The sequence below is a fragment of the Streptomyces virginiae genome, from assembly GCF_041432505.1.
Taxonomy (GTDB): Bacteria; Actinomycetota; Actinomycetes; order Streptomycetales; family Streptomycetaceae; genus Streptomyces; species Streptomyces virginiae_A.
In genome coordinates, this window is record NZ_CP107871.1 from 2472490 (window position 1) to 2487616 (window position 15127).

Sequence of the window (15127 nt, forward strand, 5' to 3'; positions counted from 1 at the left end):
TCCGGCCCGGCTCCGGGCCGGTTCCGAACCGGCTCCGGCCCGGTTCCGTCGCGCGGTAAGGGCTGGCACACTGCGGCGGTGACTACTCCTGCCGCCGCATCCGGCCTCCTCGCGTCCCCCGCGCCCCGTGTCACGCACCCGCGGAACCGGTGTACGCCGTGACCGCCGCGCCCGGTACCGATCGGCCCGTGCGGCCGATCGACCCGCCCGAGCTGGCCCGGCTGCAACGCCGCACCTCCCGCGTCCTCATGGCCGGTCAGGTCCTCGGCGGCCTCGGTGTGCCGATCAGCATCGCCTTGGCCCCCGTACTCGCCACCGAGGTCAGCGGCACCGAGGCACTGTCCGGCGTCGCCTCCACGGCCGCGGTGATCGGCACCGCCGTCGTCTCGCTGCCGCTCGCCGCGCTGATGAACGCGCGCGGCCGCCGCCCCGGCCTGGTGCTGGCCTACCTGATCGGCGCCGCCGGAGCGGGCCTGGTCGTGCTCGCCGCCACGATCAGCAGCTTCCCGCTGCTGCTGATCGGCATGGCCGCCTTCGGCGCCGCCTCCTCGGCGAACCTGCAGGCCCGGTTCGCCGCTGCGGACCTCGCGGCCCCGGACCATCGCGCCCGAGCCATCTCGGTCGTGGTGTGGGCCTCGACCATCGGCGCCGTGCTCGGACCCAACCTGTCCGCACCGGCCAGCCGCAGCTTCGCCGGCACCGCGATACCCGAGACGGCCGGCCCGTTCGTCTGGGCCGCCGCCGTCTTCCTGCTCACCGGCACGCTGATCGGCGTACTCCTGCGCCCCGACCCGCTGCTGACGGCCCGGTCGCTCGCCGCGCCCGAGGAACAGACCCGCGAAGGACGCTCGCTGCGGGCCGGATTCGCCGCCGTGAAGTCCTCGCCGCGGGCCCGGCTCGCCCTGCTCACGGTCGCCGTGTCGCACACCACCATGGTGTCGATCATGGTGATGACCCCGATGGACCTGAGCCACCACGGGGCCGGCCTGGAGCTCATCGGACTGGTGATCAGCGGTCACATCGCGGGCATGTTCGCCTTCTCCCCCGTGATGGGCTGGCTCGCCGACCGGCTCGGCCGGCTCTCCGTGATCGGGCTGGCCGCGGGGCTGCTGTCGGTCGCCGCGCTGCTCGCCGGAACGGCCGGGCCCAGCCACGGCCGGACCGCGCTCGGGCTCTTCCTGCTCGGCCTCGGCTGGTCCGCCGGGATGGTGTCGGGCTCGGCCCTGCTGACGGACTCGGTGCCGCAGCCCGCGCGGGCCGCCGTACAGGGGCTGAGCGACCTCACGATGAACGCGGCCGCCGGGCTGGGCGGAGCGGCCGCCGGGCTGATCATGTCGGGCGCGGGCTACGGCTGGCTGAACGCCGTCGGCGCCGCGCTGCTGCTGCCGATGGCGGCGCTCGCGCTGTTCACGGCGCGCCGCCACCCCGTGCCCGCGAAGGGCGGGGTCAGTAGCTGATGTGGTAGGCCTTGCGCAGCGTCTCGTGCACGGTCCAGGTGGTCCGGTCGCCCTCGCGGAGCACGCAGGCGGAGCCGGGGCCGACCTCCAGCGTCCCGCCGCCCTCGACCTCGACGGTGGCGCGGCCGCTGACCACCACGAACAGCTCGTTCGCCTCGACGTCGGTGACGACTCCGGGGGTGATCTGCCAGATCCCGCGCACCTGCTTGCCGTCCGCCGACTCCCACAGCACCTTGCCCGTCACGACGGGCTCGCCGGAGACGATCTGTTCGGGGTCGAGGTCGTCCGCCTCCAGTTCGACGTCCGCGACGGAGACGGAGAAGGAGGCGGGGGCGGCGGGGTGATCACTGGTGCTCATGGCGCGCCAGCCTAGTGCGGCCCGCCCCCGTGGCGCGGTGGCCACAGCGTCCAGGAACGGCCCCGCCGACGAGTCACCCTGTCCAGCGCCCCGGGCGCCGGGCGGCGAGCAGCGGCTGATGGAAGCCGGTGTCCGCCGGTGCGTGCCAGAGCGGGTCGGCGAACCCGGCCCGCCGGGCGTACGCGGCCGTCTCCTCCTCCGGCAGCGCCCAGTACGTCGCGCTCGACACCCGGGTCGTCCAGCCTTCGCCGTCCGGCAGCAACTGGAAGAGCTCCAGGTCGTACCGCTCCCCGTCGGCATGCCAGTGCCACAGCTGGAAGGACACCGTCCGCCCGGCGGGGCCCTGGTGGACGTGAGGGGCCTCGCTCCGCGGCCGGGCCCGGCGCAGCTCCCCGTACGGGCGGGTGGAGAGCAGCAGCAGTCCGCCGGGGCGCAGCACCCGCCGGGTTTCGGCCAGGGCCGTGGTCACGTCCTGTGCGGTCAGCAGGTGGGGCAGGGCGTTGTCGGCGCAGACCACGGCGTCGAAGGAGGCGTCGGCGAAGGGCAGGGCCCGCATGTCGGCGGCGGCGACGGGCAGGGGGAGCGAGCGCCGGCCGGCCTCGCGGGTGGCGCGGGCCACGGAGGCGGGGCTGAGGTCGGTCCCGGTGACCCGGTGGCCCAGCGCCGCCAGGCCCAGTGACTGGGTCCCGATGCCGCAGGCATTGTCGAGCACCGTGTGCGGGCCGGGGCCCAGGGCGGCGGTGAGCAGGGTGTCGAGGGCCCGGCCCTGGCGGGTGACGCTCGCGTCCCAGTCCGCGTAGACGCGGTCGTACCGGTCGGCCAACTCGTCGTAGAAACCACGCGTGTCCATGGAGGAACGCTACTCGGACAGGTTGGGACGGGTGTGGCGGGAGGGAGTTTGGGGGTGCCGATCCCGTGCCATGGATGGGGACATGTCACAGCACAGAGCATCTGAGATCCCGGTCCTGTCGGCGGAGGTACGCGAGGCGCTCACCCGGGGAAGGCCCGTGGTGGCCCTGGAGTCGACGATCATCGCGCACGGTCTGCCCCGCCCCCGCAACCTGGAGGTGGGCCTCGAGCTGGAGGCCTTGGTCCGCGCGGAGGGCGCGGTTCCGGCGACGATCGCGGTCGTGGACGGGGTGGCGTACGCGGGCCTGGACAAGGACCGGTTGGAGCGGATCGCGGGCGGCGAGGGCGTGCGCAAGCTCGGTCACCGGGATCTGGCTCCCGCGCTGGCGACGGGCGCGACCGGGGCGACGACGGTGTCCGCGACGGCCTTCCTGGCGGCCCGGGCGGGCCTACGGGTCTTCGCCACGGGCGGGCTGGGCGGCGTGCACCGGGAGTGGGCGCAGACGCAGGACGAATCGGCGGACCTGTCGCTGCTGGCGCGCACGCGGATCACCGTGGTGTGCGCGGGCGTGAAGTCGATCCTGGACGTGCCGGGCACGCTGCAGCGGCTGGAGACGCTCGGGGTGGGGGTGCTCGGCTACAGGACGGACCGCTTCCCCGGGTTCTACCTGTCCGACTCGGGCGAGCCGGTGGACTGGACGGTGCGCGAGCCCGAGGAGGTGGCGGCGGTGATGGCCGCTCAGGACGCGCTGGGCGGCGCCGACTCGGCGCTGTTGGTGGCCAATCCGGTGGCGCGGGAGGAGCAGCTGGATCCGGAGCTGCACGACCGGGTGCTGGCGGAGGCGCTCGCCGAGTGCCACGAGCGCGGGATCACGGGGCAGGCGGTGACCCCGTTCCTGCTGGGGTTCCTGGTACGGGCGACGAACGGGGCCTCGCTGGAGGCGAACCTGGCGGCGGTACGCGGCAACGTGCGGCTCGGGGCCCGGATCGCGGGGGCCTGGGCGGCGCGGGCATGACCGGGCCGGGGGCGTTGCTCGTCGTCGGGGACGTGGTGACGGACGTGGTGGCCATACATCCGGAGCCGCTGGCTCCGGCCACCGACACGGTGGCCCGCATCCGGACCCTGCCGGGCGGGGCCGGGGCCAACGCGGCCTGCTGGGCGGCCCGTACGGGGACCGCGGAGGTACGACTCCTGGCGCGGGTGGGGGCCGAATCGGCGCGCTGGCACGAGCGGGCGCTCGTGGACGCGGGGGTGCGGCCGCGGTTGGTGATCGACGCACGGGAGCCGACCGGGACGGTGGTCGCGCTGGTCGGCAAGGACGCGGAGCGGACGTTCCTGACCGACAGCGGGGCCTCGCTGCGGTTGTGCCCCGCCGATTGGACCCCCTCCCTGCTGGACGGGGCGGCCCATCTGCACCTGTCCGGTTATCTGTTCTTCGCCGACAGCAGCCGGGAGCTGGCCATGGTCGCGTTGCGGGCTGCCCGGACGCGGGGGGTGTCGGTGAGCGTGGACCCCGCCTCGGCGGGATTCCTGGTCGGACTCGGGCCGCAGCGCTTCCTGGACGCCGTGACGGGGGTGGACGTGCTGCTGCCGAACGAGGACGAGGCCCGGCTGCTGGCCGGGCTGCCGGAGCCGACGGGGGTGGCCCGGGCTGCGGCGGAGCTCAGCCGGCGGGTGCCGCTGGTGGTGGTGACCCGGGGCGCGGCGGGGGCGCTGATCGCCGAACGCGGCCGGATCACCGCCGAGGTCGAGGCGGAGCCGGCCCTGGCCGTGGATTCCACGGGTGCCGGGGATGCCTTCACCGGCGGCTTCCTCGCGGCCCGGCTGGAGGGCGCGGACCCGGCGGAGGCCGCCCGCGCCGGGTGCCGGGCCGCGGCGCTGGCGGTGACCCGGCAGGGCGGTCGGCCGTAGCGGTCGTGGCGGTGTCGTGGTGCCGATGAGGCCGTTCCGGCCCGTCAGCGGCTCCGGACGCCGGTCCAGGCGGGGTGGCGGGGGTCGTCGGCCCGGACCACGGCGTCGGCGGTCGACGCCGGGTCGGTGTCGGCCTCGTAGCGCGCGAAGGCGGGCAGCGTCCAGCGCGCGGACTCCTCGGTGCGTCGGTTGAGCGCGCCCGCGGAGAGCCGGATGTGCACGCTCAGGTCGAAGGGGAACCACCGGCCCAGCAGCAACGGGCCGTGCACGAGCAGCACGCCGCCGGGCGGGAGTTCGACGTACGGACTACGGGTCGCCCGGTCGGTCACCGGATCCCAGAGGTCCGGCAGCACCCGACCGGTGCCGCCGGGGTCGGTCGGGCCGAAGACCTCCCGCCACAGTGCCGCCGTGTCGTACCAGCCGTCGAGGTAGGAGTCCACGTCCTGCCGGCCGAACTCGAAGCGGAGGGAGGCCGGCCGCAGGAATCCGTCGGCCGGCACCACCAGGGCCGGGCGCCCGCGCAGCCGCAGCGCTTCGGCCAGTTCACCGGCGAGGACACCGGTGTCGGCGGCGGGGGCGCCGTCGATGCCCACCCGCTGCCAACCGCTCTGCTCGTGCGCGTCGTCGGGGTTGTCGAGGTTGTCGAGGTGACCGGCGAGCCGCTCGGCCATCCGCTGCCATGTGATCGCTTCCCACTGCACCGGCCCATTGTCAGTGGTGGGTCGTAGCGTTTTTCACGAGGGATCACCGGCCGAAAGGGAGCCGGCGGCGCTGCCTTTGGGGAGAGGTTTGTCATGGCTCGGGAGACGACGTATCTGGAGCTGTCGCAGGACGACGGCGCGGCGCACAAGTTCTACGAGGTGACCGTCGACGGCACGGCCGTGTCCGTGCGGTACGGGCGCATCGGTGCGGACGGCCAGCTGCAGACCTCCGCGTTCCCGAGCGCCGAGAAGGCCCGGGCGGCTGCCGCGAAGAAGATCGGTGAGAAGGTCCGCAAGGGGTACGCCCCGGCGGTGCGGGGGCAGCGCGCCGCCCGGTCGGTCACCCGCCGCCAGGTGACCTCGGCGCCCTCGACGGCGCGTGCGGTGGCCCCGGTGCTGTGGCGGTTCCGGACCGGTTCGTCGGCCTTCGGCATCCACGTGGACGAGGACCGCTGCTGGGTCGGCAACCAGGCGGGCGATGTCTACACGCTGAGCCACGGCGGCGAGGTGCTGGCCCGCTATTCCTTGCCGGACGGGGTGAAGTGCCTGGTCGCGGACGAGTTCTGGATATACGCGGGCTGTGACGACGGCACGGTGTACGACCTGTCGTCGAAGGTGCCGTTCGGCGCCTACGCGATCGCCGCGGATGTGGACATCTACTGGCTCGACATCCACGAGGGCGTGCTCAACGTCTCCGACGCGAACGGCGGCCTGACGGTCATCGACCACGAGGACGAGCACCAGTGGTCACGGAAGTCCGGCGGCCACGGCGCCTGGATGGTCCGGGCGGACGAGCGGGCGGTCTTCCACGGGCACAGCGGCGGTGTGACGGCGTACGCGGCCGACGGCACCGGGCAGTTGTGGCACACCAAGACCCCCGGCGGGGTGCTGTTCGGCTGGCAGGAGGACCACGCGGTGTACGCGGGGACCGCCCGCAACACCGTGCAGCGGCTCTCGAAAGCGACGGGGGCGGTGGAGGCCTCCTACGCGTGCGACGCGGCGGTGTACTCGTGCGCGACCTCGCCCGACGGACGGCACGTCTTCGCGGGCGACTCCTCCTCCTCGGTCTACTGCTTCGACGCCGACGGCCGACGCCTGTGGAAGCTGGGGACGGGCGGCGGGTCGGCGCTGTCCATGCAGTACCTGGACGAGCGGCTGTACCTCGTGACCACCGACGGGTCGCTGGTCTGTGTGGACGCGACCGAGCAGGCGATCGCGGCGGCCCAGCAGGGCTCGGTGCCCGCGCCGATGGACGTGAAGTCGGCGGCGGCGCTCCCGGTGTTCACACCGGCCGCGTCGGCGGCGGCGGTGGCGACCGTCTCGATGGCGGCGGTGACGGCGGACCCGGCGTCCGGCGTGGTGGTGGAGTGTGTCCAGCAGGGCGGCCGCATGCGGGTGCAGGTGGTGTCGGGCGGCTTCGAGCCCACGTGGAACGTGCAGTTCCCGCGCGGGATCCGGGAGGTCGGCGCCCGGTACGTGGTGGACGGGCTGCACGCGGCCTCGGGCGGCTTCTACCGGGTCCGCGGGGAGATACGCCGACTGGTGTGAGCGGCCCGCCGGATGCGGGACGGCGGGGGTGGGCGGGGCCGGGGTGGCCGGGTTCAGTGGGCGTGCTGCCCGCAGACCGCCCGTGTGACGCCGGCCGGGGCCGGCGTGGGTATCGCGAAGGGCGTCCCGGCCGGAAGCGCGGGGGTCACGTGGAGCACGACCGGCTCGGTGCCGAGATTGTGGCCCAGGTGGATGTGTCCTATGCCCGCGGGTTCCACGAAGCTGGTCCCGGCCGTGTGCACCTCGACGGTGCGGTCGTGCAGGACCCGGGTGAGCGTCCCCGCCACGACCACCGCGTCCAGCCTGACGCGGTGGAAGTGCCAGCCGGTGCAACCACCCGGCGGTATGACTATCTCCCGGCCAGTCGGGAGCATGGCGACGCACGCCCCGCCCGACCAGTCCGTCATCGTCTGCCGCCCACCCATGTGCCCCTCCTCGGCGGACCCCTTACGGTCCACCGCCCCACGGTAAAAGGGGCGCGGGGCATCCAGGAACACTCGACGAAACATCAACATGCCTTCTTCACCAGGTGATATGAGGGTCATACAGCGGTATCACACGTCTATGAGCCTGGTGGTTTTCGAATCGCTGAAGCAGATCCACTGCGCCGACTGTCGACAGGGCCCGCTGCGGCACCTCGTCCGCGAGTCCGGCGTGCCCCGCTGCCTGGACTGTACGGATCTCGGCCATCTCGTCTATCTCCCGCGGGGGGACACGGCGCTCACCCGCCGCTCCCGCGAGGCCAGTTCGCTGTGCGCCGTCGTCGTGCGCTTCAACAAGCGCCGGCACCGCTACGAACGCCTGGGCCTCCTCGTCGAGGAGGCCGCCCTGGCCGGCGCGGAGCGGGCCTGCCTCGCGGACTCGGAGGCGCGGGCACGCCGCCGGGAGCGCGACCGGCGGCGGCGTGCGGCCGAGGACACCCGGTTCACGGCGGCCTTCGCCGCCGAGATCGTGCGGCTGTTCCCCGGATGTCCGGCCGACCGGGCCGTGGCGATCGCCACCCACGCCTCGGTGCGCGGCAGCGGCCGGGTGGGCCGGACCGCGGCCGGTCGGGCCCTCGACGAACTGGCGGTCTCCGTCGCGGTCCGGGCCGCGGTGCGGCACACCGACACCGAGTACGACGCCCTGCTGATGGCCGGGGTCCCGCGGTTCGCGGCCCGCGCCCGGCTGGCACCGCGGATCGACGCCATCCTGGACGGGTGGCGCACCCTGCCTCCGGGGCACGCGTCCGCGCCCGCCCCGGATCCGTCTGCCTGATCCGCTCAGTTGAGGCGGAAGCGACGGTAGAGAAGCACCCCGCCGAGGAGGAGCGCGCCGCCACTGGGCAGCAGATAGCCGATGCCGTCCGACCCGGTGTGGGCGAGCGCCTCGATGTGCCGCGGCGGGGCGGGCGGTGCCGGGCGCGGGGCCGGCGGCACGGACACGGGTGCGGGCGGGGTCACCGGCACTTCGACGACGGGCGGCTGGACGGGCTTGCCGCCCGTGGGCTCCTCACCGTTGACGGACGTGTTGCCGACCGAGGGGTTGCCGATGCCGACCACGTTCACCGAGTTGCCGCTGATGTTCAGCGGGAGGTCGACGGGGAGCTGGATCCCGTTGCCGGACAGCACTCCCGGAGAATCCTTTCCCCGTCCCTCGGCGACGGCCCCGCCGCTGTTCCCGCCTACGGGTTTCGAGGAGCGGGTGGATCCCGAGGTCGAATGTCCGCCGCCACCACCCGGCGAGGCGTTGCTACAGCGGTTCCCGGCGGCCGAGTTGAGCACGCCGACCACGCTCACGGTGTTCCCGCACGCGTTCACGGGGATGTTCACCGGCAGTTGTACGAGGTTTCCGGACAGCAGTCCCGGCGAGCGCTCGGCCCGGCCGCTCGCGTCCGCATCGGCGTGGGCCAGCCCGCCCACACCCGCGACCGCCAGTCCGCCGCCCGCAACCATCGCCGCGATCAAGCCATTCCGACGACTGTGACGCATCAGTTTCCCTGCCTTCCGGAGAAGTTCGCGGGGTAATGTCCCCCACACCGGAAACAACGCGCCGACCCCATTCGGGTTATAGAGACGGTAGGCATTTCACTCAATCGTGTACTGGGTACTGGGTACTTCATGACCGATCGCCCGCTGCTCCTCCTCGACGTGGACGGCCCCCTCAACCCGTTCCGCTCCGCCCTGGCCGGATTGCGCGGATACCGCAGCCACCGGATGTGGCCCGACGTCTGGCTCTCCTACCGCGATCCGGAGTCCCGCAAGGCCCGGCGCGGCGCCCGCGTACGCCTCCACCCCTCCCACGGAGCCCGGCTGCTGGCCCTACCCTTCGAGCTCACCTGGGCCACCGCCTGGACGCACCAGGCCAACACGATGATCTCCCCGCACATCGGGCTGCCGGGTGACCTCACCGTCGTCGAGTGGCCCAAGCTCTTCGCCGACGACCCCGACGGCCTCTCCTGGAAGACCCGCCACCTCCGCGACTGGGCGGCCGGCCGTCCCTTCGCCTGGGTCGACGACATGATCACCCCGCGCGACCGCGCCTGGGTCGCCGAGCACCATCCGGCCCCGGCCCTCCTGCTGCGGATCCATCCGCGTCACGGCCTGCGCGACCGTGACTTCGCCACCTTGACCCGCTGGGCGGAGGGCATCAGCCCAGCAGAGCGCTGACCGGGTCCGGGGCGGGGTGGCCCACGGGCCACCAGTCCTGGTCGCCGTGGCGGTCCTCGTAGCAGTACCAGAGGCCCTCGCGGCCGAGGCGGAGCTGGCGGGTGCGGATCGTGAGGCGGTTGCGCTCGGGGCGGAAGGAGCCCTGACCGGCGGCGAGCAGCGCCGGGCGGGCCCGGTCGAAGGGGCCCGCCGGCGGATCCCAAGGTTCTTCGAGGGCGTCGAGGGCCGGACGCCCGCCCTGGCGCCAGGCAGCGGCGGCCCGGGCGAGATCGGTGGTGGTGCGGCCGGTGGCACGAGCCAGCTCCCGGTACAGGGTGCGGGCCGCGCCGGTCAGCCCCGCCGTGGGGTGCGCGGACGCCAGCCGGACGGCGTCCTGCCACACGGTGAGCCCGGCGATCGGGTCCTCGCCGGTGGTGAGGAGGTCCAGGGCGCGGGCGGCCGCGTCGGAGGCGAGCTGGTCGAGGGCCAGCGGGTCCGGCGCCGCCGGGTCGGCCGGGTAGGCGGGCGGAAGGCCCACGGCGGCGGGCACGGGAAGCGGCGCGGGCAGCAGCGGCAGGCCGGCGCGGGCGAGCGCCGCCCGGGCCGGAACGCCGGGGAAGTCGGGCGCCGCGTCCGGCTGTTCGCGGGCGGCGTGGGCGGCGTTGCGGCGGGTGAGTTCGTCGAGCAGTTCCCGCTCGCCGCGACCGCGCAGGAGCAGCAGGACGAAGGGGTCCTCGTCCAGGAGGCGGGCCGCCCGGTAGCAGAGGGCCGCCGCGTGCTTGCACGGCGGACGCCCGAAGTCCGGGCAGGAGCAGTGCGGGACCAGCTCGCCCGCGCCGGGCAGGACGGCTCCCGCGAGCGACTGCGGGACCTCCCGTTCCAGCAGGGCGGCGAGCGCCGCGGGGTCGGCCGCGACCGTCTCCAGCAGCTCGTCCCACTCGGGGTCGGCGAAGGCCGGCAGGGTCAGCTCGGTGCGGTACGGGCGGGGCCGGCTGCCCCGGACGTACGCCACGATCCGGCCGGGGGTGACGGTGACCGCGCTGACGTGGCCCCCGTCCGCGTACGTACGCCCCCGGGCCAGGCGGGCCGCGTCGCGCGAGACCTCCTCCAGCGCCGACACCCAGGCCCGGCCCCACCAGCTGACCGCCTCGGCCCCGGCGGGCACGGTCTCGAAGGTACGGCGGCGGTCGTCCCGCGCGGTGATCATCCGGGCCTCCGCAGAGAGACGAGGTCGGCCAGCTCGCGGTCGGTCAGCTCGGTCAGCGCCGACTCCCCGGAGCCCAGGACGGCGTCCGCCAGGGCCCGCTTCGCCTCCAGCATCTCGGCGATCCGGTCCTCGACGGTGCCTTCGGCGATGATCCGGTGGACCTGGACGGGCTGGGTCTGGCCGATGCGGTAGGCGCGGTCGGTGGCCTGTTCCTCGACGGCCGGGTTCCACCAGCGGTCGAAGTGGACGACATGGCCGGCCCGGGTGAGGTTCAGCCCGGTGCCCGCGGCCTTCAGGGACAGCAGGAAGACGGGGACCTCGCCCGCCTGGAACCGGTCGACGAGCTCCTCTCGGCGCCGCACCGGCGTCCCTCCGTGCAGCAGCTGCGAGGCGATCCCGCGGGCCTGCAGGTGCCGTTCGATCAGGCGGGCCATCGTCACGTACTGGGTGAAGACCAGCACCGAGCCGCCCTCCGCCAGGATCGTGTCCAGCAGCTCGTCCAGCAGGGCGAGTTTGCCCGAGCGGTGCGGGATCCGGGGCTGCTCCTCCTTCAGGTACTGCGCGGGGTGGTTGCAGATCTGCTTGAGCGAGGCCAGCAACTTCATGATCATGCCGCGGCGTTCCATGCCCTCGCTCGACTCGATCACGGCCATCGCCTCGTCCACCGCCGCCCGGTAGAGCGAGGCCTGCTCCCGGGTGAGGGAGACCGGATGGTCGGTCTCCGTCTTCGGCGGCAGCTCGGGCGCGATCCCGGGGTCGGACTTCTTGCGGCGCAGCAGGAACGGCCGGACGAGCGCGGACAGTCGGGCGACCGCCGCTTCGTTACCCCCGTCCTCCTCCGTCTGGTGCTCCACCGGGCGGGCGTGGCGGGCCCGGAAGGCGGTGAGCGGGCCCAGCAGCCCCGGCGTGGTCCAGTCGAGCAACGCCCACAGCTCGGAGAGGTTGTTCTCCACCGGGGTGCCGGTCAGTGCCACCCGGGCCGGCGCCGGCACCGTGCGCAGCGCCTTCGCGGTCGCCGAATGCGGGTTCTTGACGTGCTGCGCCTCATCGGCGACGACCATGCCCCAGCTCTGTTCGGCGAGGAGAGCGGCGCTGGCGCGCATCGTCCCGTACGTGGTGAGGACGAACCCGCCCGCGCAGGACGTCAGGTCCTCGGTGCTGCGGCCGTTGCCGTGGAAGCGGCGCACGGGCGTGCCGGGGGCGAACTTCTCGATCTCCCGCTGCCAGTTGCCGAGGAGGGACGCGGGGCACACCACGAGGGTGGGCTCCGGCCGGTCCCGGTGCAGGTGCAGCGCGATCAGCGTGACGGTCTTGCCGAGGCCCATGTCGTCGGCGAGGCAGCCACCGAGACCGAGCGAGGTCATCAGGTCCAGCCAGGCCAGCCCGCGCGCCTGGTAGTCGCGCAGGGTGGCCTTGAGGGCGGGGGGCTGCGGCAGCGGTTCCTGCTCCCGCGTCAGCCGGTCCCGCAGGGCGGCCAGCGCCCCCACCGGCACCGCCTCGACGGTCGTGCCGTCGATCTCGGCGGTCCCCGTCAGTACGGTGGCCAGCGCGTCGACCGGGTCCAGGACGCCCAGCTGCCGCTTGCGCGCCTTGCGCACCAGTTCCGGGTCGACCCGCACCCACCGGTCGCGCAGCCGGACGACCGGCCGGTGCGCCTCGGCCAGCGCGTCCATCTCCCCCGGGGTGAGCCGGTCGCCGCCCAGCGCCAGCTCCCACGAGAAGGCGAAGAGGTGCTCGGCGTCGAAGAAGGCCGTCCCGTCGGTCGCCGAACCGGGCGCGGTGGACCGGACGACGGCGGTCGCCGACAGCGTACGAGCCAGCTCGCGCGGCCAGTGGACCAGGACCCCGGCAGCGGCCAGTCGGCTCGCGGCCACCCCCAGCAGGTCCTCCAGCTCCGGGTCGGACAGGGCCAGGGCATCGGGCACGGGCTGGTCCAGCAGGCGCAGTAGCGGGGGCCAGACCCGAGCGGCCCGGCGCAGCGCGAGCACGGCGTCGATCCTGGCGCGCGGGCCGAACCCGGCCGCCGCCGTGCCCGCCCACAGCTGCCCGGCATCGGTGACCAGGGTCGGGTCGGCGAGGCTGTGCACCTGGACGACGGCGGCCCCGGCCCGCCGGATGTCGTCCTCCTCGGCCTCTTCGAAGAGCCGGAAGGAGGACAGGTCCAGCCGGAGCGAGATCCCCACGCCGGTGTCGGAGCCGGCCGCGACCTGCGCGGCCCAGTCCTGTATCCCGGGCACCAGCTGCGGCTCCCGCGCCGCGAACGGTCGGCCGGCGGCCACGGCCGCGGCCGGGGTGCGGGGCAGGCCGTCGGCGACGGCGTCGAGGAAGGCGCGGACCAGTGCCTCCGGTTCGGGCAGGTGGAGCGGGCGGCGCCCGGCGAGCGGCGTCGCGTACCCCTCGTGCGGCAGCGCGGCGGCGACCGCGCGGAGGTGGTCGATGTCGGCGGCGTCGAGCGGCCCGGCCCGCCAGGCGTCGACGCCTTCGGGGGTGAGTCCGGGGAGGAGCCGGCCACGGGCGGCGAGGGTGAGCGCCTGCCGGGCGGCTGTTCCCCAGGCGCGGGTGGCGGGATGCGCGGCGGGGCTGTGGGGCGCCCGCGCGAGCAGGGGCAGGGCGGAGGCGACGGAGAAGGTCACGGCGGGCACGGTCCGGCTGCGGACCCCGTCGCCGTGCGGACGTACGACGGTGAGCGGCATCGGCGTGCCCGCCTCGGGCAGGGCGTCCCCGTCGGGCGCCCAGAAGGCGACCCTCCCCTCGCGGGGGACCGCGGCGGGCAGGAAGACGGCGGCGTGCCGCAGCAGCGCGGTGGCCTGCGACGGCGACGGGCGCTGCGGCCGCGGCGGTGCCTGGGCCTGCGCGGGGGCCTGCGCGTGGTCCTGCTGTGTCATGGCGTGTCCCCCTCCCCGTCTCCCCGTCGATGGCCCGGCGAATCCGCCGGTCCCCTCTTTCGACGAGTCTAGGCGCCACCACCGACAACGGCCCCTGACCTGCGGTTCAGCGGGCCCAGCGGCCCTGCTCCAGCGCGTACCCGTACACCGGCCGACCGGTGGCGGCGCTGGTGCGCAGCGGCCGCCCGCCGTCGTCGATGCGGAGGGTGCCCGACCCGGACGGGCCGGTCCACCGGAGGTCGAGGGACCAGTCGCAGTCGCAGCCCGTGGTGGCGGCCTCCACCCGCAGGACGACCGGCTCGGACGCCGAGACGCGCAGGGGGAAGGCGGGGGCGGGCAGCGGGTCGCCGCCGTCGTTCCCGGCGACGGGCCGGGCCAGCGGGCGTGGCGCGTCCAGATTGACGGCGAACGCGGCGGGGGTGAGCCCGCCGCCGCAGCCCTGCGACATCTGGTAGACGTTCCAGGCCGGTGGCTTGCGGCGGGCGGCCACCCGTACCTCCAGGTCCTCCAGGACCACGGCGCCCTCGCCCGTGCCGTGCAGGGTCACCTCCACGATCTGCGACCCGGCGTGCACGGCGCCCTGCGCTGACGCCCAGGCGGGCGCGTCCGCCTCCACCGGCGGCGGGGACACCGATCCGGGAGCGCGCCCGCTCAGGTAGGCGTGATCGCAGCCGGCGGTCCACACGTGCGACCGCACCGCCGCCTTCAGGGGCACGACCGGCGCCCGGCCCGGGGCCGACGGTGACACGGAGGTCCCGCCGGGCGCCGGGGCCGTCGCCCCGGTCTCCCCTGCCGACCCTGCCGACCCTGCCGACCCTGCCGGCGATGTGGGTTCCGGTACGTCCGTCGCCGCCGGCGCCGAGGCGGAGCCCGACCCAAGGGGTCCCGGGGACACCGGAGCACCCGTACCCCCGCTCGCCCCCATACCGGGACCCGTGCGTCCGCCGGCGTGCGGCGCGCCCCGGTCGGGGCCGGCCGCAGCCAGCAGTGCCACGGCCACCGCCCCGGCCGTCACGCCCGCGGCGGCGACCACGGCCGCCCGCCGCCGGTACCAGGCCCCCCGGCCCACCGGTTCCGGCACGGGCTCCGGCGCCACCACCACGGTCGGCTCCGGCTCCGGCTCGGCCACAGGCTCCGGCACGGGCACCGGCACCGGCTGTGCCGCGGTTCCGGCGCGCCGCCGCGCGTCCGCCAGCAGCCACGCCCGGTGCAGGTCCACCGCCTCCCCCTGCGTCGCCCCGCAGGCCCGGGCGAAGCGGTCCACCACCGCGAACTCCGCCGGCAGCGCCTCCCCGTTGCAGTACCGGTGCAGTGTCGACGTGCTCGTGTGCAACCGACGCGCCAAGGCCCCGTAACTGAGCCCGGCACGTTCCTTCAGCTCCCGCAGCAACCGTGCGAAATCCTCGGCCTCGCTCACGCTCTCCCCCATTCCGCGTCCCGCGACCGCGTTCCATGCATGAGGTGTTCCCCCAGGTGACGGTGCGTACGGCCGTTCCAGCGTCCCGGATTCGCCGCGATCCGTCGCCCGCCACGCCGTTCGGGGAACAGGCTCGTCAGGCACACACCACCACCGCTCTCACGGG

General features: G+C 74.8%; 14 protein-coding genes. 6 read left to right on the plus strand and 8 right to left on the minus strand.

Annotated features, from left to right (window positions below):
* The first annotated feature begins 248 nt into the window (after positions 1-248).
* The gene (locus OG624_RS11570) at positions 249-1457 is read left to right on the plus strand and encodes an MFS transporter (RefSeq protein ID WP_078909317.1); all 1209 of its coding nucleotides are present in this window, start codon (positions 249-251) and stop codon (positions 1455-1457) included.
* On the opposite strand, the gene OG624_RS11575 is transcribed toward OG624_RS11570, so the two are convergent.
* Positions 1447-1815, minus strand: coding sequence for a cupin domain-containing protein (locus OG624_RS11575; protein ID WP_033220723.1), 369 nt, complete (start codon positions 1813-1815; stop codon positions 1447-1449). The two genes, OG624_RS11570 and OG624_RS11575, sit on opposite strands and share 11 nt — an antisense overlap.
* A gap of 73 nt (positions 1816-1888) precedes the next feature.
* Positions 1889-2665 carry a class I SAM-dependent methyltransferase gene (locus OG624_RS11580; protein WP_033220724.1) on the minus strand — a complete coding sequence of 259 codons (777 nt, stop codon included), beginning with the start codon at positions 2663-2665 and terminating at the stop codon, positions 1889-1891.
* An 82-nt stretch (positions 2666-2747) separates the two neighbouring features.
* On the opposite strand from OG624_RS11580, the gene OG624_RS11585 reads away from it, so the two are divergent.
* Together OG624_RS11585 and OG624_RS11590 are read left to right on the plus strand one after the other, a co-directional pair.
* Entirely contained in the window at positions 2748-3680 is a 933-nt protein-coding gene (locus OG624_RS11585; protein WP_371639385.1) for a pseudouridine-5'-phosphate glycosidase, read from the plus strand.
* A complete protein-coding gene (locus tag OG624_RS11590; RefSeq protein WP_161294042.1) occupies positions 3677-4576 on the plus strand; it encodes a carbohydrate kinase family protein in 900 nt (299 codons plus the stop codon). Before OG624_RS11585 ends, OG624_RS11590 begins: the two co-directional genes overlap by 4 nt.
* Positions 4577-4620: 44 nt before the next feature.
* Here the strand turns inward: OG624_RS11590 and OG624_RS11595 are convergent, their stop codons facing one another.
* Positions 4621-5277 (minus strand): uridine kinase, encoded by a 657-nt coding sequence (locus OG624_RS11595; RefSeq protein ID WP_371587574.1) that lies wholly within the window; start codon positions 5275-5277, stop codon positions 4621-4623.
* Between the two features lie 93 nt (positions 5278-5370).
* Here OG624_RS11595 and OG624_RS11600 point away from each other — a divergent pair, with 93 nt between their 5' ends.
* Positions 5371-6825 (plus strand): WGR domain-containing protein, encoded by a 1455-nt coding sequence (locus OG624_RS11600; RefSeq protein ID WP_161294046.1) that lies wholly within the window; start codon positions 5371-5373, stop codon positions 6823-6825.
* A 53-nt stretch (positions 6826-6878) separates the two neighbouring features.
* On the opposite strand, the gene OG624_RS11605 is transcribed toward OG624_RS11600, so the two are convergent.
* The gene (locus OG624_RS11605; RefSeq protein ID WP_158711839.1) at positions 6879-7283 is read right to left on the minus strand and encodes a cupin domain-containing protein; all 405 of its coding nucleotides are present in this window, start codon (positions 7281-7283) and stop codon (positions 6879-6881) included.
* A gap of 106 nt (positions 7284-7389) precedes the next feature.
* Between OG624_RS11605 and OG624_RS11610 the strand changes: the two genes are divergently transcribed.
* Positions 7390-8082: a DUF2293 domain-containing protein gene (locus tag OG624_RS11610; RefSeq protein ID WP_371639387.1), complete on the plus strand. Its 693-nt coding sequence runs from the start codon at positions 7390-7392 to the stop codon at positions 8080-8082.
* A gap of 5 nt (positions 8083-8087) precedes the next feature.
* Here the strand turns inward: OG624_RS11610 and OG624_RS11615 are convergent, their stop codons facing one another.
* A complete protein-coding gene (locus tag OG624_RS11615; RefSeq protein ID WP_033220732.1) occupies positions 8088-8771 on the minus strand; it encodes a chaplin in 684 nt (227 codons plus the stop codon).
* A gap of 153 nt (positions 8772-8924) precedes the next feature.
* On the opposite strand from OG624_RS11615, the gene OG624_RS11620 reads away from it, so the two are divergent.
* Positions 8925-9473, plus strand: a complete 549-nt coding sequence (locus tag OG624_RS11620; RefSeq protein WP_033220733.1) for a hypothetical protein — start codon at positions 8925-8927, stop codon at positions 9471-9473.
* On the opposite strand, the gene OG624_RS11625 is transcribed toward OG624_RS11620, so the two are convergent.
* From OG624_RS11625 to OG624_RS11635, 3 genes are all read right to left on the minus strand, one after another.
* The gene (locus OG624_RS11625) at positions 9454-10659 is read right to left on the minus strand and encodes an SWIM zinc finger family protein (RefSeq protein WP_033220735.1); all 1206 of its coding nucleotides are present in this window, start codon (positions 10657-10659) and stop codon (positions 9454-9456) included. The genes OG624_RS11620 and OG624_RS11625 overlap by 20 nt on opposite strands.
* Positions 10656-13544, minus strand: coding sequence for a DEAD/DEAH box helicase (locus OG624_RS11630; RefSeq protein WP_371639388.1), 2889 nt, complete (start codon positions 13542-13544; stop codon positions 10656-10658). The genes OG624_RS11625 and OG624_RS11630 overlap by 4 nt, the downstream gene beginning before the upstream one ends.
* 106 nt (positions 13545-13650) lie before the next feature.
* On the minus strand, positions 13651-14961 hold the full coding sequence (locus OG624_RS11635; RefSeq protein WP_244290842.1) for a helix-turn-helix domain-containing protein: 1311 nt from the start codon (positions 14959-14961) through the stop codon (positions 13651-13653).
* Positions 14962-15127 lie beyond the last annotated feature (166 nt).